Genomic DNA, 23,685 nt, shown 5'->3' on the forward strand with positions numbered 1-23,685 from the left:
GCAGGGATCACCGCTGGGCCAACTCGGCCGGTGTCGGGACCCGGCGGGACGCGAACGGGTCCGGGCCCGGCGGGTCTCCGGCGGCCAGCCTGCCCAGTCGGCCGAGGTAGTGGTGCCAACCGCCGTCGTGCGCGTCCGCGGCCGGTGCTGCCAGGCCGCGGTGCACGAGCTTCAGCAGCGTGCCGCCGTCGACCGTGGGCGTCAGGTCGATCTCGACCGTGGTCGAGCCGGGTGGGATCTCGACCTCCGGGCGTTCCCAGCCGTAGGTGAAGACCACCCTCCGCCCGGGGACGAGCTCGACGTAGGTCCCGGAACAGGTGTCGCCGTTGGCGTGGGTCCACCTGATGGCGCCACCCGGGCGGGCGTCCAGAACGGCCTCCTCCGCCATCCACCTCACGAACTCCACCGGGTCGGTGAGCAGCTCGTAGACGACGTCCGTCGGCGCGGCGATCACCAGCTCCTGCACGACGAGCTTCACGGCGCCTGCCCGCCGGCGTCCGGGTTCCCCGCCTTCGCCTCGGCCGCGGCGGTCAGGCGGCGCAGCGGCTCGGACCAGAAGTCGTCGAGGAACGACGCGACCTGGGCGATCCGCCCCAGATCAGCCCGGTACAGCCGCCGGTTCGCATCCACCCGCACGGTGACGAGCCCGGCCTCCCGCAGCTGCTTGAGGTGCTGGCTCGCGGCCGGTCGGGACAGGCCCGCCGCGTCCGCCAGCTCCGATGCCGGGCGCTCGCGGTCCCACACTAAGCGCAGCATGGTCCGCCTGCTCGGGTGCGCGATGGCGCGGATCGCCTCGTCCGACGGATCGTCCGACGGGCCGGCGGCGGGGGTCACGGCCTGCGGCCCATCGCCCCGAGCAGCCGGACCTGCGGCGAGGCGTCGACCGGGACGGCGACGGCCGGTCCGACGATCCCGGCCGCCCGGCCGCGTTCGGGCATGTCCGGGAGGAACATCGCGACGCACGCGTCGACGAGGTCGACGTCCAGCGTCGGGTCCTGCCCGGTCGCGACGGCGAGGTCCCAGGTGTGCACGAGGTTGTCCATGAACGTGCCTGCCGTCGCCTCGGCGACCGACCACTCGAAGCCCAGCGGTGACGCGCACCGCCGGTCCAGGACGCCGGGGCGGGCGAGCGCCTCGAGCGCCGCCGCCACACCTGCCCGGTAGTCGTCCGGGGTCGCTCCCCGGCGGACGGACGGCGGCTCTCCCGCAACGGCGGCGAGCAGGTAGTCGGTGGACCCCGTCATGTGGTCGATGAGCTGCTGCACGGACCACTCCGAACACGGTGTTCCGGCTGTGCGCTGCTCCGGGGTGATCCCGCCCATGATCGTGGACGCCCGGGCCGTCGCCCGCTGGAACAGCCTCACCGGGTCGGTGTCGTTCATCAGCCCTCCTGATTGCAGTAGATCTTAATTAAGGCACTGCTGAATCTGGCCGTCAAGCCGCTAGTGCGTTGACCACGAACGTTCACCGGGTTGGCGACACGCCGGGCAGCGTCCCGGGCGTGGAGTCGCGTTGATCCCACTCTCGGTCCCGACGTGAGGTCGGGATCGAGGGTTGAGGTCTGGATGGCAGAACCGGTCAGAGCGCGCAGGCTCACCGATGCGGAGGGCCAGCGGTTGACCCAGATCGTGCGCCGGGGCAAGCACGGCTCGATCCGGGTCCGCCGAGCGATGATCATCATGGCGTCGTCGTCGGGTACTCCGGTTCCCGCGATCGCCCGGCTGGTCGCCGCGGATGAGGACACGGTCCGGGACGTGATCCACGCGTTCAACCGGCGGGGGTTGGCCGCGCTGGACCCTCAGTGGGCGGGAGGCCGTCCCCGCCTGATCAGCGATGAGGACATCGAGTTCGTCATCGCGACGGCCACCACTCGCCCGCGCAAGCTCGGGCGCCCGTTCACCCGCTGGAGCTTGCGCAAGCTCGCCGCGTATCTGGCCGAGCACCCGGACCGACCGATACGGATTGGGTACGAGCGGCTGCGTCAACTGCTGCGTGAGCGGCGGGTGTCGTTCCAGCGGACCCGGACCTGGAAGGAGTCGCGCGACCCGGACAAGGACGCCAAGCTGGACCGGATCGAGGAAGTGACCGCCAAGTTCCCGAACCGGTGCTTCGCGTTCGACCAGTTCGGGCCGCTGTCGATCCGCCCCTGCCACGGCTCCACCTGGGCGCTCGAGTCCAAACCGACCCGGCTGCCCGCGACCTACACTCGCACGCACGGCATCCGCTACTTCCACGGCTGCTACAGCCTCGGCGATGACCAGCTCTGGGGTGTCATCCGGCGCCGCAAAGGCGGCGACCACACCCTCGCCGCACTCAAATCGATCCGAGCCGCCCGACCCGACGGCGCACCCATCTACGTGATCCTGGACAACCTGTCGGCGAACAAGACACCGAAGATCCGGGCGTGGGCGGCCCGCAACAAGGTCGAGCTGTGTTTCACCCCGACTTACGCCTCTTGGGCCAATCCGATCGAGGCCCAGTTCGGGCCGCTGCGGACCTTCGTCATGGGCGCCTCGAACCACCCCAACCACACCGTCCTGGCCCGCGAGCTGCACGCCTACCTGCGTTGGCGCAACGCCAACGCCCGCCACCCCGACGTCCTCGCGGCCCAGCGCCGCGAACGAGCCCGGGTCCGCAGCGAACGCCAACAACGCTGGGGCCGACCCCGCGCCGCCGCATGATCAAACCCGGCGAACGTATGTGGTCAACGCACTAGCTGTGGAACAGCACGCTGCGGCAGGCCAGGTGCAGGGCGAGCCGTTCGTCGGGATCGGTGAGCTCCACGCCGAGCAGCTCCTGCGCCTTGGCCATGCGGGTGGCGACGGTGTTGCGGTGGACCCCCAGCACCGCGGCGGTCTCGGTGAGCGAGGACTCGGCGTCGAGGTAGGCGGTGAGGGTCGCGAGCAGGTCGCCGGGCTGGTCCCGCAGCGGTTCGAGCAGGGAGCGGGCGGCAGGGAGGAACGTGTCGGTGCGGGTCCAGGCGAGCAGGAGCTGGCCGAGCCCGAGCCGGTCAACGTGCACGAAGTAACCGCTCGCGGAGCGGGTGGCCGCCAGGCGGGCGGCGTCGCCCGCCTCCCCGAGGGTGCGGGCCATGCCGGTGGCGTCGCGGTACAGCCGGCCGACGCCCATGGCGCTGGGCAGGGTGGATCGCAGCAGCCACTGCGCGCGGCGGGCCGCGGCGGCGTGGCGGTGCAGCTCGGTGGCCGACGGCTCCTCGGCGAACGTCGTCCAGGCGCTCCACCCGCGACCCTGCTCGACGACCAGCGCGTGCAGGTGCGCCGTCCCGAACGCGCGCAGCACCTCGGGACGCATCGCCAGCGGGTCGACGGTGTCCGGGACGTCGATGCGGATGCCGACGTGCCAGCCGTCCAGCTGCCAGCCGGCGTCGAGAGCACGACGGCGCGTGCCCGGGTCCGGCTCGGCCTGCACGAGCTCGGCCAGCAGCGACATTCGTAGCCGGGCGTCCCGCTCGACGGCGAGCCGGTTCTCGGCCAGTCGCTGCCCGACCGCGCCCGCCGCCACCCCCAGCGCGGCGCGCACGGCGGCCAGTTCCGCGGGGATCCCCGGCGGGACGGCGGCCGCCAGCACCGTGGGCCTGCGTCCCGTACCGACGGGGCGGGTGAGCAGGGCGCCCGGGTCGGCGGGGCCCGGTTCGGGCCCGGCCAGCCGGTCGCCCGCGCCGTCGAGCAGCCACACCGGGCGGCGCCACGCCGCGGCCAGCGCGGCCACCAGCTCGTCGACGCCGCCGCCGGTGGCCGAGCACACCGCGGCTGTGGTCGCGACGAGCGCGGCCACCACCTGGTCGGACTCGCGCAGCAGGCGCGCGGCGGCCATCGCGGCGGCGAGCGGGTCCGGGGCGCCGAGCACCGTGAGCCCCACCCGCTCGGCGAGCAGCCGGCTCGCCACCCGCAGCGGTTCCCCGCCGGGGAGCAACACCGCCGCCGCCTCCGCCGCGGCGGCCCGGCGCAGCAGCGCGTCCAGGTGCCAGTCCTCCCGGTCGCCGGACAGCGCGACGGCGAGCAGGGCGTCGGGGGCCGTGGCCACTTCCGCCCGGAGGTCGGCGACGGTGAGCACGCCCCGGACGGGCACCCCGTCCGGCCCGCCGCCGGGGACGGCGAGCACGCTGACGGCGGCCCAGTCGGGGTGGCGCAGCAGCGCCTGGAGGACGAGCGGAGCGTCGGTCACGACGCGCCCCGGACCGGGTCGGGGAGCAGCACGGCGTCGCAGTCGAGCCCGAACGCGCGCGGGTCGACGTGCCGCAGCCGCTCCGGGGCGGCGCGCCACCAGGGCGGGCCCGGCAGCGCCACGGCGAGGACGTCGTCGCCCATGCGCAGCCCGTCCACCGGGATCGGGGCCGCGGTGCGCCGGTCGAGCAGGCACAGCAGGTCCGGGCAGCTCGCGACCGGCTCGCCGTCGAGGATCGCGAGCAGGTACTCGTTCTCCGCCTCGACGCGCAGCACACCGCCGCCGTCGTCGACGACCGTGACGCCCGCCCGGCCGAAGGTGGAGGAGGGATGCCGCGCGATCTCCACGGTGCGGCCTGCGGCGAGCACCCGGCCGCCGAGCGCCTCGGCCACCTCGGCCGGGCTGGGCCGGACGAGCCCCGCGTGCGCGCGTCCCAACCCGAGCGCCCTGGCGAGGGTGCCGGCGCAGGAGTCGGTGGCGAGGAGCCGGGCCGGCACCGGCGCCAGCGCTCCGCCGGCCCACCCGCCGCCCTGGGCCACCACCGTGCGGGCCACCCGCTCCAGCGCGACCGGGTCGGCGTCGTCGACGAGCACGATCTGACCGCTCGCCTCGGCCAGCGCGTACGGGGTGAGCGTCCCGCCTGCGACGGCGCGGGTGAGCTGGTCCAGGCGGGGGAGGGCGCGACCCATGAGGTCGGCGTCGACCAACGGGAGCCCGAGCTCGCCCGCCGCCACCACGGCGAGCGCGCCGTTCAGGCCGGCCGCCTCGTAGGGCATCAGCGCGGCGGGCGTGACGCCGGTCCAGCGGGACAGGGCCCGCACGGCCCGCGTGATCTCCTGCCCGCTCGGCAGCTTCTCGGCGAACACCCTGGTGGCGCCGAGCATCCCGACCGCGACGACCGGAGCGTCGCCGAGATCGGCGGGGTCGTGCAGCTCCACACCGCCCGCCGCGAGCGCGCGGCGTAGCCCGTGGCGGAACGGCAGCGGGTCGCCACCCCCGCCCGAGCCGAGCAGCTGGAGCCCGACGACGAGCGGGTCGACGTCGGCGGTTCCGAGCCGGACACCCGCCATCCGCGAATGGTCGCAGATCAGGGAACCGGAACGGTGTCCTCGACGGGGCGGAACTCCTCGGTGAGCCCGAAGCAGGACGGCCCGAAGACGGCGAGGGCCTCCGGCGTGCGCATGATCTCCGGCGTCGAGATGCCGATCACGACGACCCGCTGGCCGTACCGCAGCGTCTCCGTGGTGATCGGCTCGCCCGACTCGGCCTCCAGCACGCAGATCAGGTCCGGGACGATGCACCGCACCACGCCGTCGACCTCGGCGATCAGCGTCTCGTTCTGGAACTCGGTGCGCAGGGTCGAGGTCCCGTCGAAGGAGACGAACCGGGCCTTGCCGCGTGCGAACCCGTCGACCGTGCGCCGCTCGACGTCGGCGACCTTGCCCGCGAACAGCACGCGCAGGTGCGAGTACAGGGTGGGGGCCAGCACCTCGGTGAGCGCCGAGATCGGATCGCGCAGCTGCTCGCGGGCCTCCCGCAGCGCCCTCCCGACCGCGAGGCCGAGGGAGAGCGTGCGGGGGATCGCGGTGCGCTTGACGTCGGCTCCGGACATCGCGTACTCCGCGATGAGCGCCGCACCGCCCATCCGGATGGCCGCGCCGCGCGCGAGCCACTCCATCCGCTCGTTGTCCGGGCCGGTGTCGATGGTGACGGTCTCGCCGTGGTCGCCGGAGACCACCATCGGCGACCCGGGCACCCCGTACACGCCGAACGTCTCCATCTGCAGCTCGGGGAACGCCCGGCCCATCCCGTCCGCGTCCACGACGGGCAGGCCCGCGGTGGCGGCGACCACCAGGGGGATCATCGAGTTGATCCCGCCGCACTCGATCGGCATCGTGGCGTCGGCCTGCCGGCCGAGGTGCGTCTCGAGTGTGCGGAGGGCGCGGACCGCCTCGTCGCCGCGGGGGATCTTCTCCACCATCACGGTCGGTGCGCCCATCATCGCGGTGGGGACCACGAACGCGCCGTCGGCGACCTCGTCGGGGTCGAGCACGGTCACCGCGCCGTACTCGCGCATGGCGGCCTCGACCATCAGCCGGCCGATGTGCGGGTCGCCGCCGCCACCGGTGCCCAGCAGCGCAGCGCCGCGGGCGAGGTCGGGCAGGTCCTCCGGCCTCAGTTGCCACGTCATGGGCGCTCCCGGGCGTCGAAGCGGACGGGGTCGGTGTCGTAGCCGAAGTAGCGCGGGCCGACCAGGGCGATCCCGCCGGGGGAGTGCCAGCGCTCGTCGGTCGGGGCGGCCACCACGGTGACGCGGTGGCCGAAGCGCAGCGCCTCGGTGGTGACGGGCTCGCCGGTGTCGGTGTCGAGCACGACGATCAGGTCCGGCGTCGTCACCTCGACGATGCCGTGGCGCACCGCCATCAGGTGCTCGTTCTGGAACTCCAGCGTGAGGTCGCCCGCAGCCGACCTGCTCGCAGGGTCGGCCATCGGCGCGGTACCGGAGATGATCGCCGTGCCGCGAGCGAAGCCCGTGAGGGTCCGGCGGGCGACGTCGCTGACCTTGCCGGCGTGCAGCACCCGCCCGCCCAGCTCGTCGGCCACCGCGGCCACGGCGTCGCCGTGCTCGGCGCGCACCCGGTCGAGCCGGCGGCCGATCCGGGTGCAGAGGCTCAGGGTGCCGGGCACGAGGGATTCGCGGGCCTGGGCGCCGCTCATCACGTAGTTGGAGATGATCGCCGCGCAGCCCATCGTGATCGTGAGGGAGCGGGCGAGCGCCTCGGCCGCGTGGTTGTCCACCGTGTTCAGGACGCCGATGTTGCCCTTCTCGTCGGCGATCGACATGGGGGTGCAGGGGATGCCCGACAGCGTCGGCAGCACCATCTGCAGCTCCGGGAACGCGCGGCCCATCCCGTCGCCGTCGACGACCGGTAGGCCCAGCTGTGCGGCCGCCACCAGCGGGAACGTGGAGTTGACGCCGCCGGCCTCGATGCAGGCGATGTGCGTCGGGGTGACGCCGAGGAACTCCGCCAGCGCGGCGACCGCGGCCCCGATCCGTTCCGTCGACGGGGTCTTCTCGACCATCACGGTGGGCGCGCCCATCATCGCGACCGGGAAGACGACGGCGCCGTCGGGCAGGTCGGCGGGGTGGACGAGCCGGACGGGCCCGTGCTCGCGCAGCGCCTGCGCCGCGAGCAGCCGCCCGATGTAGGGGTCGCCACCGCCCCCGGTGCCGAGCACGGCGGCGCCGCGGGCGAGTGCTTCGAGATCGTCCGCGCCGATCGTGGTGAGCCGATCGGTGATCACCCCCGTCACGCGCGCCGTCCCGCCGCCTGCTCGATCCGCAGGTCCCCGACGGCCTTGCAGCGGATGCGGGTGGCGTTGCCGGGCAGGTAGGGGATCGGCACCTCGTCGAAGTCGACGATCTCGACGGTGGCGGGGTCGGCGCCGGCCACCACCGCGCGGTCCACGGCCTCCTGGCGGGCCTCGTCGACCGCGGCGTCGCGCCGGCCGGGGGCGATCGCGAACACCCGGTCGACCTCCCCGCCCACCTGCGCGATCGCCGCGCCGATGGCGTTGGCCACGGCGAAGTGCTCCGGCCGGTGAACCGCGCCGAGGCCGGGGAAGGACTCCGGCAGCAGCACCGAGCCGCCGCCGACGGCCACGACCGGCAGCGGGTCGGCGGAGATCCGCATCCGGTCCACGACGTCGGCGACGTCCGTGGCGATCCGTTCGAGGGCCGCCGCGACGTCGGCCGGGTCGAGGCCGGCAACCAGGGAGCTGTCGCCGATCTCCACCCGCCCCGCCGCGACGGCGACGTCGGTGGCGGTGAGGACGTTGCCGCCGAACACGAGCGCCTGCTCGGTGAGGCGGTAGCCGACCGAGTCGGGCCCGACGGTCGTGTCCGTGCCGGAACCCCGCACCAGGCTGCCACCGCCGAGACCCACCGACAGCACGTCGGGCATGCGGAAGTTGGTGCGGATGCCGGCCACGCTGACCTCCACCGTGGCCTCGCGGGGGAAACCGCCGGTGAGCACGCCGACGTCGGTGGTGGTGCCGCCGACGTCGACGACTGCGCAGGTGCCGAGCCCGGACAGCACCGCGGCGCCGCGCATCGAGTTGGTCGGGCCGGACGCGAACGTCGCCACCGGGTACCGGCGGGCGAACTCGACGTCCATCAGCGTGCCGTCGTTCTGGCTGAGGTAGAGCGGCGCCGTGATGCCGTGACCGGCGATGGAGGCGGCGAGCCCGTCGACGATGCCGGCGGCCAGCTCGCGCAGGGCCGCGTTGATGATCGTGGCGTTCTCGCGTTCGAGCAGGCCGACACGGCCGATCTCGTGCGAGAGGGAGACCGGGACGTCCGGGCCGATGACCTCGGCGACCAGCTCGGCGGCTCGCACCTCGAACTCGGTGTTGACCGGGGAGAACACCGACGAGATCGCCACCGAGCGGACGCCGTTCGCGGCCATGTCGGCGGCGTGGCGGCGCAGCTCGTCCTCGTCGAGGGCGGAGATCGGGCGGCCGTCGAACTCGTGGCCGCCGTGGGCGAGGTAGGCGCGCCCGGCGATCGCCTCCACGAGGCGCCCCGGCCAGTCGACCATCGGCGGCAGCGACGCCGTCGCCGGCAGACCGAGGCGCAGTGCGGCCGTCGGGGCGAGATCACGCGCCTGCACCAGCGCGTTGATGAAGTGCGTGGTGCCGATCATCACCGCCTGCACGTCGGCCGGCGGGAACGGGTGCCCGGCCTGCAGCCCGTCCAGCGCGGTGACGATGCCGGAGGTGACGTCGGGCGTGGTGGCCGCCTTGACCGCGGCGAGCACCCGGTCGCCGTCCATGAGCACCGCGTCGGTGTTGGTGCCCCCGACGTCGATCCCGATCCGCATTCAGACGCTCTCTTTCTGGTCCACGGGCTGGAAGCTGTCGATCGTGCGGCTGACCCCGACGCCGCGGACCAGGCCGAGCTTGCCCGCCACGACGTAGAGCACGAACGCGGCGGCGAGCGAGTTGATGCTGGGCAGGCCCCAGCTGACGAAGTGGCCGATCAGCGCGGCGCCGAGCCAGATGACGAGTGTGGCGGGGACCCAGGTCGGCGCCGTCTCGGGCACGGTGCCCGCGGCGCGGGAGCGCTCCAGGTCCGGCCGCCACTGCTTCACCACGAAGTACTCGGCCACCATGATCCCGGCGATCGGCGGGAAGGCCACGCCGAGCACGGTGAGGAAGCCGATGAAGCTGTCGAGGATCCCGCCGGCGGCCAGCACGCTGCCGATCACGCCGAGGACCAGGGTCACCATCGCGCGGTTGACGTGTTTGCCGAACACCGTGCCGACGAAGTTCACGACGCCGAGCCCGGAGCTGTAGAGGTTCCAGTCGTTGATCTTCAGCGTCCCCAGGATGATCACGAGCGTGCCGACCCAGCCGACCGAGGACGTCACGATCGCGATGATGTCGTCGGAGCGGATGGCGTGGGCCAGCAGCACGCCCGACATCCCGATGAGGTACTCACCCACGGTGAACCCGACGACCGTCTGCTTGACGACGTCGGCCGCGCTGCGGTTGAACCGCGTCAGGTCGGGGGTGATCACGGCGCCGACGATGAAGCCGCCCGCGACGAGCGTGGTGCCCTCCAGCAGGGAGAGGCTCGGCCCGGGCGGGGCGGAGGCGACGAGCGTGCCGAAGTCGTGGTCGAAGAGCTCGCTGCCGATCGACCACGCGACCAGGACGAGGAATGACGGCACCGTCAGGTAGGCCACCCATTTCATCGAGGCGAAGCCCCACAGCACGATGAAGGTGACCGCCAGCCCGAAGAGCAGCGACCACGCCCACGACGGCAGCACGCCGATCAGGCTGACCAGTCCTTCCGCCGAGACACCGGACTGGATGCCGAACCAGCCGATCAGCGAGATCCCGATCGCCACCCCGACCACGGCGCTGCCGCCATGGCCGAACCCGGTCCAGCGGGTGAGCAACGAGGTCTGCAGGCCCTCGCGGCTGCCGATGATCCCGACGCCGATCGAGACCAGCTCGAGGATCACCGCGCCGAACGTGAACGCGAGGAACGCGTCCCAGAAGCCCATTCCGAACCCGAGCGTGGAGCCCAGCAGGAACTGGCTCAGCGCCGAGACCTGCCCGAACCGTTGCACCGCGACGGTCCACCAGGAATGGCGTGCTGCGGCCGGGACGCGGGTGAGCGCGTAGTCGTCGACACCCACATGTGCTGCCACGGTGACCTCCTCGGGCCGTTTGCGGAACCGTAGGCGCTGGTCAGAGGGTGGTCACGAGGCAGAGTGCTCGGTCGGATCGGGGCGGCAGTGCACTGTGCACAGCTGCGCACTCGTCATACAAGTGGACTACGCTGAGAGTCCGTGACCGGAATGCGCTTCGGAATCTTCGTTCCCCAAGGCTGGCGCCTCGACCTCGTCGGCATCGACGCCAAGGACCAGTGGCCCACGATGAAGGCCCTCGCCCAGCGTGCCGACGCCGGGCCGTGGGAGTCGATCTGGGTCTACGACCACTTCCACACCGTCCCCGCCCCCACCGACGAGGCCACGCACGAGGCCTGGACGCTCATGTCGGCGCTCGGCGCCGTCACCGAGCGCGTGCGGCTCGGCCAGATGTGCACGTGCATGAGCTACCGCAACCCCGTCTACCTCGCGAAGGTCGCCGCCACCTGCGATCACGTCTCCGGCGGCCGCATCGAGATGGGCATCGGCGCGGGCTGGTACGAGCACGAGTGGCGCGCGTACGGCTACGGCTTCCCGGTCGCGCGGGAGCGGCTGCGGATGCTCGACGAGGGCGTGCAGATCATGCGGCAGGCCTGGACCGAGGGCACGGCCTCCCTCGACGGCAAGCACTACCAGGTGGACGGAGCCATCGTCCGCCCGCTGCCGCTGCAGGAGGGCGGCATCCCGCTCTGGATCGCCGGTGGCGGGGAGCAGGTCACCCTGAAGATCGCTGCGAAGTACGCGCAGTACACCAACTTCATCGGCACGGCCGACGTCTTCTCCCGCAAGTCGGAGATCCTCAAGGGGCACTGCGACACGGTCGGCACCGACTACGACGCGATCGTCCGGTCCGCCAACTTCAACGTCTTCATCGGCGAGACCGAGGCCGACGTGCAGAAGCGGATCGACGCCGCCAAGGCCCGCCTGGAGCCCTACGTCGGCGCAGAGAGGGCGGAGAGCTCCATCGCGAGCTGGACGCTGAACGGGGACAGCCCCACGGTCGGCACGCCCGCCCAGATCGTGGAGAAGCTCGGGAAGTTCAAGGAGCTGGGCCTGACCTACGGCATCTTCAACTTCCATGATTCCGCGTACGACCTGTCGGGCGTGGAGCTCTTCGAGCGTGAGGTGATCCCGGCGCTGCGCTGACCCGATGGCAGCAAAGCCACTTTCATGACGTCACGTGACATGAAAGTGGCTTTGCTGACGTTCGGGACCGGCGCGTCGCCATCCGCTCGGGTGCGTGCTCCGGGAGGATCGCGTCGTGGGTGCGCGGCCGGGTGACGTCGTCGAGGCCTTCCTGCACCACCTCGCCGTCGAGCGGGGGAGTGCGGCCAACACGCTGGCCGCGTACCGCTCCGACCTCGCCCGCTACCTCGACCACCTGCGGGCCCGTGACCTCGACGACCTGGCCGCGGTGCGGGAGTCCGACGTGGCGGCGTTCGTCCCGGCGCTGCGCAGCCCGCCCCTGAACCTGGCCGCGTCGTCGGCGGCGCGGGCGCTCGCCGCGGTGCGCGGGCTGCACAGGTTCGCCGTGCGGGACGACCTCGTGCCGGTCGACGTCGCCCGCGACGTCGTGCCACCCGCGCTGCCGGCGCGGCTGCCGCGGGCGCTGTCGGTCGACCAGGTCGAGCAGCTGCTGGCCGGCTGCATCGGCGACGGGCCGGGCGCGCTCCGAGACCGCGCGCTGCTGGAGCTGCTGTACTCGACCGGCGCCCGGATCTCCGAAGCGGTCGGGACCGACCTCGACGACCTCGACACCAATGCGCGCACGGTGCTGCTGCGCGGCAAGGGTGGCAAGCAGCGCGTGGTGCCGGTCGGGCGGCCCGCGCTCACCGCCGTCGACGCGTACCTGGTGCGGGCTCGCCCCGCGCTCGCCACCCGCGGGCGCGGGAGCCCTGCGCTGCTGCTCAACGCGCGCGGGGGACGGCTGTCGCGGCAGAGCGCGTGGCACGTCCTGCGCGGTGCCGCCGAGGCGTCCGGGCTCACCGCCGAGGTCTCCCCGCACACGCTGCGGCACTGCTTCGCGACGCACCTGCTCGCCGGTGGCGCGGACGTCCGGGTCGTGCAGGAGCTGCTCGGCCACGCCTCGGTGAGCACCACCCAGGTCTACACCCACGTCACGGTGGACACGCTGCGCGAGGTCTACGCCACCTCCCACCCCCGCGCCCTGCGCTGAGACCGCCACTCGCGCGCACCTGGACCGCGCACCTGGACCGCGACTCGCGGGCTCACCCGCAACCGGGCACGTCCTCCAGGCGGTGCCATACCGGGATCCCGCGCTCGCGGGCGATCGCCACGTCCTGGTCGGCGCCCTTCGACTTCCCGGGGAGGCGCAGGACCCCGTCGCAGTGCTGCAGCAGCCGCTGAGCGGTCGGGTACATGACCCGCTCAGCGAGGGGATCGGTGACGCCGGTCGCGCCGGCGCTGCGCAGGACGGGGAGCGCGACCCACTCTCCGATCATCGGCACGTGCCCGGCCCGGAACAGTGGCCACGCCGCCTCCTCCAGGCGGGCCAGGTTGGCGGCCATGAGGCCGGGATCGTCCTCGGTGCCGGAACGGTAGGGACCGGCGATCAGAACCATCAGTGAAGTCGGCATGATTCGGCACGGTAGTGTGCACGAGTCGGAATAAACAAGGGAGAATGTGCATGCTCGCCGCGCAGCGCCGTGACCTGCTCCTCGAACGCCTCCGCGTGGACGGACGCCTGGTCGCGAAGGACCTCGCCGTCGAGCTCGGCGTCTCCGAGGACAGCGTTCGCCGCGACCTGCGCGAGCTCGCCGCCGCAGGGCTCTGCCAGCGGGTCTACGGCGGAGCTCTGCCGATCTCGCCCGCCATCGCCGACGTCGCGGGGCGGGAGCGCGTCGAGCCGGCGAGCAAGGAGCGGGTCGCCGCCGCGGCGGCCCGGCTCGTCGTCCCGGGGTGCACGGTGATCATCGACGGCGGCACCACCGCGCTCGCAGTCACCCGCGCATTGCCGCTCGACCTCGCGGCCACCGTCGTCACGCACAGCCCGACGGTGGCCTCCGCGCTCGTCGACCACCGCGACGTCGAGGTGTTCCTGCTCGGCGGGCGGCTGTTCAAGCATTCGCTGGTGACGTGCGGCGCGGCGGCGGTCGAAGCGGCGCAGGGGGTCATCGCCGACCTGTTCCTGCTCGGCGTCACCGGTGTGCACCACGAGGCGGGACTCACCACCGGCGACGCCGACGAGGCCGCCATGAAGCGCGCTCTCGCCCGCCGCGCCGCCGACACGTACGTGCTCGCGAGTGCGGAGAAGATCGGGGCGGCGTCGCGGTTCGCGGTGCTGCCGCTCAGCGACGTCACGGCGCTCGTCACCGATGCGGACCCGGCCGCACCCGCGGTGCGCGACCTGACGGCCGCCGGCGTTCAGCTCGTGTCCTGAGGCTGGCGACACGCCCACGGTCGGTGGGCGGCCGCCACCGCTCGGACACCGGGCGGTAACGTTCCGGATGCGTCGGCCACATCCGGCCGATTGGTCGGCCGACACGCGGCGGGGTGCGTTGGCGGTCGTCCGCCCGGCCTCTTACCCTGCGGAGATCGGCCCCTCCCGGGTCACCCGTTAGAGACCGGAGACCGCATGGACACGCCGCGGCCCTTCACTCCCCGCCCGGAGCCGCTAGAAGAGGAACCGTATGGCGACTACGAGGGTGGCGAGCTGGATGCCGCCGCCGCGTCCGTGGGGAGTCACCGCTTGAAGGTGCCGGAGCCCGCTCCGCTGACCGAGCACGGCCCGGCGCGGGTCATCGCGGTGGCGAACCAGAAGGGCGGCGTCGGCAAGACGACGTCGACGATAAACCTCGGCGCGGCGCTCGCCGAGTACGGCCGCAAGGTCCTGCTGGTCGATTTCGACCCGCAGGGGGCCTTGTCCGTGGGCCTCGGGGTGCAGGCGCACGAGCTGGAGACCACGATCTACAACCTGCTCATGGAGCGGGGAGCCGAGATCGACGACGTCATCCGGTCCACGAACGTCGAGGGCATGGACCTGCTGCCCAGCAACATCGACCTGTCCGCCGCCGAGGTGCAGCTCGTCACGGAGGTCGGCCGGGAGCAGGCGCTCGGGCGTGCGATCAAGCCGGTGCTCGACCGCTACGACGTCATCCTGATCGACTGCCAGCCGTCGCTCGGCCTGCTGACGATCAACGCGCTCGCCTGCGCCGAAGCCATCCTCATCCCGCTGGCCTGCGAGTTCTTCTCGCTGCGCGGGGTCGCGCTGCTGATGGACACCATCGACAAGGTCCAGCAGCGGCTCAACCCGGACCTCAAGATCCTCGGCATCCTCGCCACGATGTTCGACCCGCGCACCTTGCACACCAAGGAGGTGCGCCAGCGCGTGATCGAGGCGTTCGGCGGCCTCGTGTTCGAGGCCGTGATCAACCGGACGGTGCGCTTCCCGGAGACCACCGTGGCCGGCGAGCCGATCACGACGTGGGCCTCCAACTCGAACGGTGCCCACTCGTACCGGCTGTTGGCCCGTGAGGTTCTCGCACGGTGAGCGAGCGCGCGGGCGAGCCCGTCGGGCACCGCGACCTCGGTCGCTCGCCCTTCCGAGCGCGGCGGGGTCGGGGCGGGTGACCGTCGTCGACGACGACGTGCCGGTGGTCGCACCGGCGCGCCCGCGCTTCCAGGTGCGGCTGCACAACTTCGAGGGTCCGTTCGACCTGTTGCTGCAGCTCATCGGCAAGCACGAGCTCGACATCACCGAGATGGCGCTGCACACCGTCACCGACGACTTCATCGCCCATCTCGCCGCACTGGGCGACGACGCCGACCTGGACGAGACCACCGAGTTCCTGGTGATCGCGGCAACGCTGCTCGACCTGAAGGCGGCCCGGCTGCTGCCCGACGCCGAGGTGGAGGACGCCGAGGACCTCGCGCTGCTGGAGGCCCGTGACCTGCTCTTCGCCCGCCTGCTGCAGTACCGCGCCTACAAGCAGGTGGCCGGGCTCTTCGTCGAGCTGGAGGCCGGGGCGCAGCGGCGGTTCCCGCGGTCGGTCGCGCTGGAGGAGCGGTTCGCGGCGCTGCTGCCGGAGGTGCTGCTCGGGGTCGACCCCGAGCAGTTCGCCGACCTCGCCGCCTCGGTGTTCCGGCCCAAACCACCGCCCACGGTCGGGATCGACCACCTCCACGCCGCAGCGGTGTCCGTGGCCGAGCACGCCGCGATCCTGCGCGAGCGGCTCGCCGAGCTCGGTTCGGCGACCTTCGCCGAGCTGACCGCCGACTGCGCGAACCCCCTCGAGGTCGTCGCCCGCTTCCTCGCGGTGCTCGACCTGTTCCGCAGCGCCGTCATCGACCTGCAGCAGCCAGAGCCGTTCGGGGAACTCACAGTACGCTGGACACCATTCCCCCACGAACAGCCCGAGCAGGCCTCCGCAACAGATGACTGACACCCCGTCCGACCCAGTGCCCCCTGCCGGGAGTCCCTCACATGTCTCGACGGCCCAGCCTCCCGCTGGGCGCACCGGCGAGCCGCCCGAGTATGCCCGATACGAGGGACGACTCGCCGGCACGCCCAGCGGAAACCTGGATCCGCCGATACACGCAAAGGACTCCCGGCAGGGGGCACTAGCCGCCGCCGTACTCGGTCTCGTCCCGGAGGCGCAGGAGGAGCTCGACCCCGGCCTCGCCGTCGACGAGCCCGGCACGGACGAGCTCGCCGACGACGCCGCCCTCGACGCCGCGCTCGAGGGCCTGCTGCTGGTGGTCGACGCGCCCACCGACGAGGAGACGCTCGCGCAGGCCCTCGACCAGCCGGTGGCGCGTGTGCGGGAAGCCGTCCTGCGGTTGTCCGCTGTGTACACGGCCCAGCAGCGGGGGATCGACCTGCGCCACGCGGGCGGCGGGTGGCGCTTCTACACCCGCGACGTCCACGCCCGGTACGTCGAACGCCTCCTGCTCGACGGCCAGCGCGCCCGGCTCACCCGCGCCGCCATGGAGACCCTGGCGGTGGTGGCCTACCGGCAGCCGGTCACCAGGGCCCGCGTGTCGGCCGTCCGCGGCGTCAACTGCGACGGTGTGCTGCGCACCCTGCTCACCCGCGGACTGGTGCAGGAGGCGGGGGTCGACCCCGCCACCCAGGGCACCTTGTTCCGCACCACCGAACTGTTCCTGGAGCGGCTGGGGCTGTCCTCCCTCGACGAGCTGCCCCCGCTGGCTCCCCTGCTCCCCGACGTCGACGCGATCGACGAACTGTGAGAAACCTTCAGATGAATGACATGACCACTGGCGAGCGGCCGGCCGGCGTCCGCCTGCAGAAGGTGCTGGCCCAGGCCGGCGTCGCATCCCGGCGTGCCGCCGAGGAGCTGATCGCGGCCGGCCGCGTGAGCGTCGACGGCAAGGTCGTGCGCGAGATGGGCCGCCGCATCGACCCCGAGACGGCCGTCGTGCACGTCGACGGCTCCCGCATCGTCCTCCAGGACGATCTCGTGCACCTGGCCCTGAACAAGCCGCGCGGCATCCTCTCCACGATGCACGACGACCGGGGTCGCCCTTGTGTCGGCGACCTCGTCGTGGAGCGCGGCATCGTCGAGGAGAACTTCACCGGGTCGCCGCGGGCGCGGCTGTTCCACGTCGGACGCCTCGACGCCGACACCGAGGGCCTGCTGCTGCTCACCAACGACGGCGAGCTGGGCCACCGGCTGATGCACCCGTCGTACGAGATCGAGAAGACCTACCTCGCCGAGGTCATCGGGCAGGTGCCGCGCGACCTGGGCAGGCGGTTGCGCGATGGCGTGGAGCTGGACGACGGCCCGGTGCGGGTCCACTCGTTCAAGCTGGTCGACTCCACGCCCGGGCGCTCGCTGGTGGAACTCGTCATCCACGAGGGGCGCAAGCACGTGGTCCGGCGGCTGCTCGACGAGGTCGGGCACCCGGTGCAGCGGCTGGTGCGCACCGCGATCGGCGAGGTGCGCCTGGGCGACCAGCGGCCCGGCCGGTTCCGGCCGCTCACCCGGCCCGAGGTCGGCTCGCTCTACCGCTCTGTGGGGATGTAAGTAAGTGCCCGTCCGCGCGATCCGCGGTGCCATCCAGGTGGACGGCGACACCCGCGAGGAGATCCTGAAGGGCTCGGCCGAGCTCGTCAGCGCCGTGTTGGAGCGCAACGACCTCACGGCCGACGACATCATCTCGATCGTCTTCACCGCCACCCCGGACCTCACCGCCGAGTTCCCCGCCTACGCCGCGCGGCTGCTCGGCCTCACCGACGTGCCGCTGCTGTGCGCCTCGGAGATCGCGGTGCCGGGCGCGCTGCCCCGCACGCTGCGGCTGCTCGCCCACGTCGACACCCCGCGGGCCCGGTCCGAGCTGCGCCACGTCTACCTGCGCGGCGCCGCCGCACTGCGCACCGACCTGCCCCGGTGACCGCGCGGAATCACTCCGGAGCCGGCAAGGCATGATGGTTCGCGGCCCGCGGAGGCGCGCGGCAGGACGGGCCACCGGGGCCCGAGAACCAGGGGGCATGCGGGTGACCGGGCGGCTGCACGGGGTCGTGGCGATGGACGGACCGTCCGGGACGGGGAAGTCCACCGTCTCGCGACGGCTGGCCGCCGCGTGCGGCGCCGCCTACCTCGACACCGGGGCCATGTACCGCGCGCTCACGCTCGCCGTGCTGCGGTCCGGGCTCGAGGGCACCGAATCGGACACCGAGAAGGTCGCGGTGGCCGCCGTGGCCGACCTGGAGTCGGTGACCGACCCGTCGGCCCCGGCGATCCGCCTCTCCGGGGAGGACGTCGAGTCCGAGATCCGCGGCGCCGCCGTCACATCGGCGGTCAGCGCGGTGTCCGCGATCCCCGCTGTCCGCGCCGCTCTCGTCGAGCGCCAGCGCGTTCTGATCGACGAGGCGATCACGGGCTGCGGCGGCATCGTCGTCGAGGGCCGGGACATCGGGAGCGTCGTGGTCCCCGACGCGCCGCTCAAGGTCTACCTCACCGCGTCCGAGGACGTCAGGGCTGCGCGCCGGGAGGCGCAGGACCGCAAGGCGGGCCGGGCCGCCGACCACGCCGCGGTGCTCGCGGACGTCCGGCGGCGCGACGAGCTCGACTCCACCCGGAAGACATCGCCGCTGCACGCCGCGCCGGACGCTCTGGTGCTCGACACCGACGGGCTGTCCGTCGACGACGTCCTGACCGAGCTCCTGCGGCTGGTGACGGACCGCGGGATGGTCACGTGAGTTCTCCGGACCTGCCTCCCGACGCGTGGCCGTGGCTGCACGACCGCGGCCGCTGGCTCGCGTCCTGGCTCTTCCGGCCCGTCTACCGGGTGCGCGTCCACCACCGGGAGCGGATCCCCGCCCGCGGCCCGGTGGTCGTCGTCGCCAATCACAGCGCGTTCGTCGACGGACCGCTGCTTTTCGGACTACTCGGGCGCCGCGCGGTGTTCTGGGTGAAGCAGGAGATGTTCACCGGTGTCGCCGGCTGGGGTCTGCGGCGGATCGGGCAGCTGCCGGTGCGTCGCGGCGAGGCCGACCGGCGGCCCCTCACGGCGGCGATCGGCGTGCTGCGCGGCGGCGGCCTCGTCGGCGTGTTCCCGGAGGGCACGCGCGGCAGCGGCGACGTCGCGACAGCGGAGCACGGAGCGGCATGGCTGGCGCGCACCAGCGGAGCCACCGTGCTGCCGGTCGTGTCGCGGGGGACCCGGCGCCCCGCCGGCTCCGGCCGGCGGTGGCGGCCGCGCGTCGACGTGGTGGTGGGGCGGCCGCTGAGCGTCCCTGCCGGTGGCGGGCGCGCGGGACTCACCGCCGCCACCGAGACGATGCGGGCCGAGCTGGCCGGCATGGTCCGCGAACTGGACGAGCTACGGAGCAAGGCGTGAACGGAACCGACGATCGGGCGGCCATGGCCGCGCTGGGGATCGACCCCGACGAATTCGGGGCGCCCGACAGCCCCGGCACCCCCGACGAGGGCACCGAGGCGGCACCGCCCGCCCCGGTTCTCGCCGTCGTCGGGCGGCCGAACGTCGGCAAGTCCACGCTGGTCAACCGGCTCCTCGGTCGTCGTGAGGCGGTCGTGCAGGACATCCCCGGTGTCACCCGCGACCGCGTCGCCTACGACGCCCTGTGGAACGGGCGTCGCTTCACGCTCGTCGACACGGGGGGCTGGGAGCCCGACGCCACCGGCCTGCAGGCCGCTGTCGCCGCCCAGGCCGACCTCGCGATGCAGACCGCGGACGCGGTCCTGCTCGTCGTCGACGCGAGCGTCGGCGCCACGGCCACCGACGAGGCGGTGGCGCGCGTGCTGCGCCGCTCCGACCGGCCCGTCCTGCTCGCCGCCACGAAGGTCGACGACGACCGGCTCATCTCCGACACCGCCGCGCTCTGGCGGCTCGGGCTGGGGGAGCCGCACCCCGTCAGCGGCCTGCACGGGCGCGGCTCCGGTGACCTGCTGGACGCGATCCTCGAGGCGCTCCCGGAGACCCCGCGCGACGACTTCGGCGCCACCGGGACCGGGCCGCGGCGCGTCGCGCTCGTCGGCAAGCCGAACGTCGGCAAGTCGAGCCTGCTCAACCGCGTCTCCGGCGAGCTGCGCTCGGTCGTGCACGACGTCGCGGGCACCACCGTCGACCCGGTTGACTCGCTCGTCGAGCTCGACGGCGAGGTCTGGCGGTTCGTCGACACCGCGGGCCTGCGCAAGCGCGTGCAGACCGCGAGCGGCATGGAGTACTACGCCAGCCTCCGCACGCGCGCCGCGATCGAGGCCGCCGAGGTGGCCGTTGTGCTGATAGACGCGAGTGAGCCGATCGCCGAACAGGACCAGCGCGTGATCTCCATGGTGGAGGAGGCCGGCCGGGCGCTCGTGCTGGTGTTCAACAAGTGGGACCTCGTCGACGAGGACCGCCGGCATGCGATGAAGCGCGAGCTGGAACGCGACCTCGTCCGCGTGCAGTGGGCCGAGCGGGTCAACGTCTCGGCGCTCACCGGCCGGGCCGTCGCGAAGATCGCGCCGGTCCTGCGCACGGCACTCGCGTCATGGGACAAGCGGATCCCGACCGGCCGGCTCAACGGTTGGCTGTCCGACGTCATCGCGGCCACCCCGCCGCCGGTGCGCGGCGGCAAGCAGCCCAAGGTGCTCTTCGCCACCCAGGCCCAGACCCGGCCGCCGACGTTCGTCCTGTTCAGCACCGGGTTCCTGGAGGCCGGGTACCGGCGGTTCCTGGAGCGGCGGTTGCGCGAGGAGTTCGGTTTCACCGGATCGCCGGTGCGCATCTCGGTCCGGGTGCGGGAGAAGCGCAACCGAAAGGGCTGATCAGCGGATACCACGGTTACCCTGGACGGGTGCCGGTCCGGGTCGTGCTCGCCGACGACGAACCCCTGATGCGGGCCGGACTGCGCACCGTCCTGGAGGCCGGCGGCGCCGTCGAGGTGGTCGGGCAGGCCGAGGACGGCGCGGCGATGCTCGCGTGCGTCGACGCGCACCGGCCGGATGTCGTCCTGGTCGACGTGCAGATGCCCGGCGTCGGCGGGCTGGAGGCGCTGCGCGTGCTGTGCGCGCGCCCCGACGCGCCGGCCGCGGCCGTCCTCACCACCTTCGACCTCGACGACTACGTCGCCGAGGCGTTGCGGCTGGGCGTGCAGGGGTTCCTGCTCAAGGACGCCGAGCCGGACGCGCTGGTTCGCGCCGTGCTCGATCTGGCGGCAGGCGGCGCCGTGCTCGACCCGCGGATCACCGCCCGGCTGCTGCCACGGCTCGCGGCCGGCACCGCGCGGCCCCGCTCGTCCAAGCTCGCCGATCTGACACCCCGCGAGCTGCAGGTGCTGCGCGGGCTCGCCGCCGGCGACTCCAACGCGGCGATCGGGGATCGGCTCGGGCTCGCCGAGGCCACCGTCAAGAAGTACGTGTCGGCACTCCTGATCAAGCTCGGCGCGGAGAACCGCGTGCAAGCCGCGTTGCTCGCCCAGGGATGGGGGTTGTCGTGACAGTGTTCCGGGTTCCGCCACCGGTGCGGCGGGTGCTCGTCGAGCTGCCCGCCGTCGTTCTCCCGGCCATCGCGGTGTTGCTGGGCGTCCCGCCGTTCGAGTGGTCGGTCGCCGCGGCGCTCGTGGCGTGCGCGTTGCTGCCGCTGCGGCACCTCTGGCCGCCGCTGGGGCTGCTCGGCTCGTTCTGGGCGCTCGCAGGTGGCCTGGGCTGGCCGCCCGCGATCGTCGCGCTCTACACGCTCGGCCGGCGCTGCAGGCGGGTCGGCATGCTGGCACCGTGGCTCGTGGCCACGCTCGCGGTGTCGATCACCCCGGTGCTGCTCACGCAGGACCTTCCCATCGGCCGCATCGTCCTGATGGTCGCGTTCGTCGCGCTGTACGCCGGTGCGCCTGCCGCGTTGGGGCTGCTCGTGAGCACCCGTGCCCGGCTCACCGAGAGCCTGCGGCAGCTCGAGCAAGCCCGCGAGGAGGCGCTCGCCGCGTCGCGGGACGCCGCGCGGGCGCAGGAGCGGGCCCGGATCGGCAGGGAGATCCACGACGCGGTCGGCCACCACGCCACGCTGATCGCGGTGGGCGCGGCCGCCATCGCCGCCTCCACCGCGGAGGAGGAGACGCGCCGCGGCGCCGAGCAGCTGCGCGTCCTCGCCAAGCGCGCGCTCGCCGAGATGCGTGCGGCGCTCGGCCTGCTCGACGGCAGCGAACACGTCGCCGGACTCACCGAGATCCCCGCGCTGGTGGCCGGCTCGCGGGCGGCGGGCGTGGCCGTCGAGTTCGACGAGCGCGGAGACCCCGTCGAGGTCGCGCCCGGCACCGGCCGTGCGGTGTACCGCGTGGTGCAGGAGTCGCTCACCAACGCGGCCCGGCACGCTGCGGGCGCGCGCGTGTCGGTCCTCCTGCACTGGCGCTCCACCGAGCTGGTCGTCGAGGTGCGCAACGGCCCCACCGCCGCCACCTCGCGTCGCCCGGACACCGGTGGCGGGGCGGGGCTCACGGGCCTCGCCGAGCGGGTCTCGGCCGCAGGCGGCGACCTCACCGCCGGTGCGCGACCGGGCGGCGGTTTCGCGGTGCGGGCGGTGTTCCCGCTCGACCCGCCGCCCCCGGCGCCCGTCGAACCGGCCCGCGAGCAAGAGCCGGCGCTGTCCTGATCGGGCGAACGGGACGTAACATCCGCGCTACCGCCGGGTACCTACCAAAGTCGCCCCCGGGGGCCTACCGACGACGGTGGTGCCTGCGGCTCCCATTGCGGAGACTGATGCCTCCGCCGCGCCGGGCCATCGGCGCGCGGAGGGTCAGGTGCGGCTACCAGGCGCGTCGGGGGAGTCACGACCGGCCGATCGGGGCGGATCGGTCATGGGGTAGGCTGATCGGGCCCCCTCGGGGGGTGGCCGGGACGTGGCGCAGCTTGGTAGCGCACTTGACTGGGGGTCAAGGGGTCGCAGGTTCAAATCCTGTCGTCCCGACGGCGTGATGGGCGGTTCCCTTGCTACTGGGGAGCCGCCCATCGCTGTCTCTACCTGCGGAAACGCTGTCGCCGTCTTGGGGCGGGTGGGACGGCGCACGTGGGAGTTGGTGATCCACTGCGTCGATGTGGTCGCACTCGGCCAGGCTGCGGCCACCGTTCCGGTGCGGTCTGTCGTGGTGCCACGGGCCGGTGAGGGCCGGTCGATCATCGGGTGGTCGCGATGTGGTCGTCAGGCGGCGTGCGTCGAGTTCTCGGCCGAGGTGAGCGCGGTGTCGATGGCGTCGACGGCTTGCTGGGCGACGTGGCGGAGTAGGTGGCCGTAGACCTCGGTGGTGGTCGACAGGGTCGAGTGCCGCATCGTCTTGGACGCCATCGCCAGTGGGACTTGCGAGGACAGCATGGTCGTGGCGGCGAAATGGCGCAGGTCGTGCACCCGGATGCGCGGCAGACCCGCCTGGTCGGTGAGCTGGTGGAGGTGGCACAGCACGTACTCGGGTCGAAGGGGTTGTCCGTCGCGGCGGGTGAATACCAGGTCCTGATCGCGATAGGCCGGGCCGGTGGTGAGTCGCAGGATACGTTGCCGTTCGGCCTGTCGGCGCAGGGCGCGGACGGCGCGGGAGGAGAGCCCGATCCAGGTGTGGCTGCTCTTGGTCTTGGGTTCCTGGCGCAGCTGAACCTCGCCGAACTACCGGTGCTGGACGAATATTCCACCGACGGGCTGATGCAGTTCTTCCTCGGGCCGACGAGGTCTTCGGGCTTTCCGGCGACGCCGCCGTGCCGAACACGTGCGAAGTCCGCTACCACCCCGCGGTCGAACCCGGTTGGCGGCCGCTGAACCGCTGTTCCCCGTCGACGGCCGAACGCCGCTGCGCCGCCCTCGAACCGCTTTCGGC

At 73.1% G+C, this 23,685-nt stretch carries 25 protein-coding genes, 1 tRNA gene and 1 pseudogene; 15 read left to right on the plus strand and 12 right to left on the minus strand.

The genetic code is table 11. The annotated features are described in order from the left end of the window. Nucleotides 1-7 precede the first annotated feature (7 nt). The 3 genes from FHX44_RS30605 to FHX44_RS30615 are packed head-to-tail and all read right to left on the minus strand — an operon-like array spanning nucleotide 8 to nucleotide 1,382. A complete protein-coding gene (locus FHX44_RS30605) occupies nucleotides 8-478 on the minus strand; it encodes an SRPBCC family protein (RefSeq protein ID WP_147258958.1) in 471 nt (156 codons plus the stop codon). Continuing rightward, nucleotides 475-834, minus strand: a complete 360-nt coding sequence (locus FHX44_RS30610; RefSeq protein ID WP_211362153.1) for an ArsR/SmtB family transcription factor — start codon at nucleotides 832-834, stop codon at nucleotides 475-477. Before FHX44_RS30610 ends, FHX44_RS30605 begins: the two co-directional genes overlap by 4 nt. After that, nucleotides 831-1,382, minus strand: coding sequence for a TIGR03086 family metal-binding protein (locus tag FHX44_RS30615; RefSeq protein ID WP_147258959.1), 552 nt, complete (start codon nucleotides 1,380-1,382; stop codon nucleotides 831-833). Before FHX44_RS30615 ends, FHX44_RS30610 begins: the two co-directional genes overlap by 4 nt. 183 nt (nucleotides 1,383-1,565) lie before the next feature. Between FHX44_RS30615 and FHX44_RS30620 the strand changes: the two genes are divergently transcribed. Further along, nucleotides 1,566-2,681 carry an IS630 family transposase gene (locus FHX44_RS30620; protein WP_147256888.1) on the plus strand — a complete coding sequence of 372 codons (1,116 nt, stop codon included), beginning with the start codon at nucleotides 1,566-1,568 and terminating at the stop codon, nucleotides 2,679-2,681. 31 nt (nucleotides 2,682-2,712) lie between these two features. On the opposite strand, the gene FHX44_RS30625 is transcribed toward FHX44_RS30620, so the two are convergent. From FHX44_RS30625 to FHX44_RS30650, 6 genes are read right to left on the minus strand one after another with little or no spacing between them, the layout of a single operon-like run. Beyond that, a complete protein-coding gene (locus FHX44_RS30625; RefSeq protein ID WP_246170671.1) occupies nucleotides 2,713-4,185 on the minus strand; it encodes a PucR family transcriptional regulator in 1,473 nt (490 codons plus the stop codon). After that, nucleotides 4,182-5,255: a DUF917 domain-containing protein gene (locus FHX44_RS30630; RefSeq protein WP_147258960.1), complete on the minus strand. Its 1,074-nt coding sequence runs from the start codon at nucleotides 5,253-5,255 to the stop codon at nucleotides 4,182-4,184. The genes FHX44_RS30625 and FHX44_RS30630 overlap by 4 nt, the downstream gene beginning before the upstream one ends. A gap of 17 nt (nucleotides 5,256-5,272) precedes the next feature. Beyond that, nucleotides 5,273-6,376: an S-methyl thiohydantoin desulfurase family protein gene (locus FHX44_RS30635; RefSeq protein ID WP_147258961.1), complete on the minus strand. Its 1,104-nt coding sequence runs from the start codon at nucleotides 6,374-6,376 to the stop codon at nucleotides 5,273-5,275. Beyond that, nucleotides 6,373-7,500: an S-methyl thiohydantoin desulfurase family protein gene (locus FHX44_RS30640; protein WP_246170672.1), complete on the minus strand. Its 1,128-nt coding sequence runs from the start codon at nucleotides 7,498-7,500 to the stop codon at nucleotides 6,373-6,375. Before FHX44_RS30640 ends, FHX44_RS30635 begins: the two co-directional genes overlap by 4 nt. Beyond that, entirely contained in the window at nucleotides 7,497-9,068 is a 1,572-nt protein-coding gene (locus FHX44_RS30645; RefSeq protein ID WP_147258962.1) for a hydantoinase/oxoprolinase N-terminal domain-containing protein, read from the minus strand. Before FHX44_RS30645 ends, FHX44_RS30640 begins: the two co-directional genes overlap by 4 nt. Beyond that, nucleotides 9,069-10,406, minus strand: coding sequence for a purine-cytosine permease family protein (locus tag FHX44_RS30650; RefSeq protein ID WP_147258963.1), 1,338 nt, complete (start codon nucleotides 10,404-10,406; stop codon nucleotides 9,069-9,071). 150 nt (nucleotides 10,407-10,556) lie between these two features. On the opposite strand from FHX44_RS30650, the gene FHX44_RS30655 reads away from it, so the two are divergent. Beyond that, complete coding sequence (locus FHX44_RS30655) at nucleotides 10,557-11,552, plus strand: LLM class F420-dependent oxidoreductase (protein WP_147261592.1); 996 nt, start codon at nucleotides 10,557-10,559, stop codon at nucleotides 11,550-11,552. Nucleotides 11,553-11,667: 115 nt separating this feature from the next. Further along, nucleotides 11,668-12,582 carry a site-specific tyrosine recombinase XerD gene (gene xerD, locus FHX44_RS30660; RefSeq protein ID WP_147258964.1) on the plus strand — a complete coding sequence of 305 codons (915 nt, stop codon included), beginning with the start codon at nucleotides 11,668-11,670 and terminating at the stop codon, nucleotides 12,580-12,582. Nucleotides 12,583-12,634: 52 nt separating this feature from the next. On the opposite strand, the gene FHX44_RS30665 is transcribed toward xerD, so the two are convergent. After that, a complete protein-coding gene (locus tag FHX44_RS30665; RefSeq protein ID WP_246170673.1) occupies nucleotides 12,635-13,003 on the minus strand; it encodes a DUF4406 domain-containing protein in 369 nt (122 codons plus the stop codon). Nucleotides 13,004-13,053: 50 nt separating this feature from the next. Between FHX44_RS30665 and FHX44_RS30670 the strand changes: the two genes are divergently transcribed. The 12 genes from FHX44_RS30670 to FHX44_RS30725 all read left to right on the plus strand — a co-directional run bounded on the left by FHX44_RS30670 (nucleotide 13,054) and on the right by FHX44_RS30725 (nucleotide 22,790). Further along, nucleotides 13,054-13,806 carry a DeoR/GlpR family DNA-binding transcription regulator gene (locus tag FHX44_RS30670; RefSeq protein ID WP_147258965.1) on the plus strand — a complete coding sequence of 251 codons (753 nt, stop codon included), beginning with the start codon at nucleotides 13,054-13,056 and terminating at the stop codon, nucleotides 13,804-13,806. A 195-nt stretch (nucleotides 13,807-14,001) separates the two neighbouring features. Next, a complete protein-coding gene (locus FHX44_RS30675) occupies nucleotides 14,002-14,916 on the plus strand; it encodes a ParA family protein (RefSeq protein WP_147258966.1) in 915 nt (304 codons plus the stop codon). Between the two features lie 76 nt (nucleotides 14,917-14,992). Then, a complete protein-coding gene (locus FHX44_RS30680) occupies nucleotides 14,993-15,808 on the plus strand; it encodes a segregation and condensation protein A (RefSeq protein WP_147258967.1) in 816 nt (271 codons plus the stop codon). Further along, entirely contained in the window at nucleotides 15,801-16,616 is an 816-nt protein-coding gene (gene scpB, locus FHX44_RS30685; protein WP_147258968.1) for an SMC-Scp complex subunit ScpB, read from the plus strand. Before FHX44_RS30680 ends, scpB begins: the two co-directional genes overlap by 8 nt. A 20-nt stretch (nucleotides 16,617-16,636) precedes the next feature. Further along, a complete protein-coding gene (locus FHX44_RS30690) occupies nucleotides 16,637-17,413 on the plus strand; it encodes a pseudouridine synthase (RefSeq protein WP_147258969.1) in 777 nt (258 codons plus the stop codon). A gap of 4 nt (nucleotides 17,414-17,417) precedes the next feature. Beyond that, entirely contained in the window at nucleotides 17,418-17,780 is a 363-nt protein-coding gene (aroH, locus tag FHX44_RS30695; RefSeq protein WP_147258970.1) for a chorismate mutase, read from the plus strand. A 97-nt stretch (nucleotides 17,781-17,877) separates the two neighbouring features. Further along, entirely contained in the window at nucleotides 17,878-18,588 is a 711-nt protein-coding gene (gene cmk / locus FHX44_RS30700) for a (d)CMP kinase (protein WP_147258971.1), read from the plus strand. Then, the gene (locus tag FHX44_RS30705) at nucleotides 18,585-19,229 is read left to right on the plus strand and encodes a lysophospholipid acyltransferase family protein (RefSeq protein ID WP_147258972.1); all 645 of its coding nucleotides are present in this window, start codon (nucleotides 18,585-18,587) and stop codon (nucleotides 19,227-19,229) included. The genes cmk and FHX44_RS30705 overlap by 4 nt, the downstream gene beginning before the upstream one ends. A 23-nt stretch (nucleotides 19,230-19,252) precedes the next feature. Further along, on the plus strand, nucleotides 19,253-20,659 hold the full coding sequence (gene der / locus FHX44_RS30710; RefSeq protein WP_147261594.1) for a ribosome biogenesis GTPase Der: 1,407 nt from the start codon (nucleotides 19,253-19,255) through the stop codon (nucleotides 20,657-20,659). Nucleotides 20,660-20,688: 29 nt separating this feature from the next. Further along, nucleotides 20,689-21,330 carry a response regulator gene (locus FHX44_RS30715; protein ID WP_147258973.1) on the plus strand — a complete coding sequence of 214 codons (642 nt, stop codon included), beginning with the start codon at nucleotides 20,689-20,691 and terminating at the stop codon, nucleotides 21,328-21,330. Continuing rightward, nucleotides 21,327-22,475, plus strand: a complete 1,149-nt coding sequence (locus FHX44_RS30720; RefSeq protein ID WP_246170674.1) for a sensor histidine kinase — start codon at nucleotides 21,327-21,329, stop codon at nucleotides 22,473-22,475. Before FHX44_RS30715 ends, FHX44_RS30720 begins: the two co-directional genes overlap by 4 nt. Nucleotides 22,476-22,716: 241 nt before the next feature. Continuing rightward, nucleotides 22,717-22,790, plus strand: a tRNA-Pro gene (locus tag FHX44_RS30725). Between the two features lie 231 nt (nucleotides 22,791-23,021). Here FHX44_RS30725 and FHX44_RS43920 read toward each other — a convergent pair. Both FHX44_RS43920 and FHX44_RS43465 read right to left on the minus strand, forming a co-directional pair. Continuing rightward, nucleotides 23,022-23,150 (minus strand): hypothetical protein, encoded by a 129-nt coding sequence (locus FHX44_RS43920; RefSeq protein WP_281287927.1) that lies wholly within the window; start codon nucleotides 23,148-23,150, stop codon nucleotides 23,022-23,024. A gap of 12 nt (nucleotides 23,151-23,162) precedes the next feature. Further along, nucleotides 23,163-23,462, minus strand: a pseudogene (locus FHX44_RS43465) (tyrosine-type recombinase/integrase); the annotation flags it as partial. Between the last annotated feature and the right edge of the window lie 223 nt (nucleotides 23,463-23,685).

Origin of the sequence: Pseudonocardia hierapolitana (assembly GCF_007994075.1) — a bacterium.
Lineage (GTDB): Bacteria > Actinomycetota > Actinomycetes > Mycobacteriales > Pseudonocardiaceae > Pseudonocardia > Pseudonocardia hierapolitana.

Bases quoted from the DNA above. Each gene is read 5' to 3' on its own strand.
- FHX44_RS30615 (WP_147258959.1), bottom strand. From the start codon at position 1,382: ATGAACGACACCGACCCGGTGAGGCTGTTCCAGCGGGCGACGGCCCGG.
- FHX44_RS30620 (WP_147256888.1), top strand. From the start codon at position 1,566: ATGGCAGAACCGGTCAGAGCGCGCAGGCTCACCGATGCGGAGGGCCAG.
- FHX44_RS30630 (WP_147258960.1), bottom strand. From the start codon at position 5,255: ATGGCGGGTGTCCGGCTCGGAACCGCCGACGTCGACCCGCTCGTCGTC.
- FHX44_RS30635 (WP_147258961.1), bottom strand. From the start codon at position 6,376: ATGACGTGGCAACTGAGGCCGGAGGACCTGCCCGACCTCGCCCGCGGC.
- FHX44_RS30645 (WP_147258962.1), bottom strand. From the start codon at position 9,068: ATGCGGATCGGGATCGACGTCGGGGGCACCAACACCGACGCGGTGCTC.
- FHX44_RS30655 (WP_147261592.1), top strand. From the start codon at position 10,557: ATGCGCTTCGGAATCTTCGTTCCCCAAGGCTGGCGCCTCGACCTCGTC.
- FHX44_RS30665 (WP_246170673.1), bottom strand. From the start codon at position 13,003: ATGCCGACTTCACTGATGGTTCTGATCGCCGGTCCCTACCGTTCCGGC.
- FHX44_RS30670 (WP_147258965.1), top strand. From the start codon at position 13,054: ATGCTCGCCGCGCAGCGCCGTGACCTGCTCCTCGAACGCCTCCGCGTG.
- FHX44_RS30675 (WP_147258966.1), top strand. From the start codon at position 14,002: ATGGACACGCCGCGGCCCTTCACTCCCCGCCCGGAGCCGCTAGAAGAG.
- scpB (WP_147258968.1), top strand. From the start codon at position 15,801: ATGACTGACACCCCGTCCGACCCAGTGCCCCCTGCCGGGAGTCCCTCA.
- FHX44_RS30690 (WP_147258969.1), top strand. From the start codon at position 16,637: ATGACCACTGGCGAGCGGCCGGCCGGCGTCCGCCTGCAGAAGGTGCTG.
- cmk (WP_147258971.1), top strand. From the start codon at position 17,878: ATGCGGGTGACCGGGCGGCTGCACGGGGTCGTGGCGATGGACGGACCG.
- der (WP_147261594.1), top strand. From the start codon at position 19,253: ATGGCCGCGCTGGGGATCGACCCCGACGAATTCGGGGCGCCCGACAGC.
- FHX44_RS43920 (WP_281287927.1), bottom strand. From the start codon at position 23,150: ATGCGGCACTCGACCCTGTCGACCACCACCGAGGTCTACGGCCACCTA.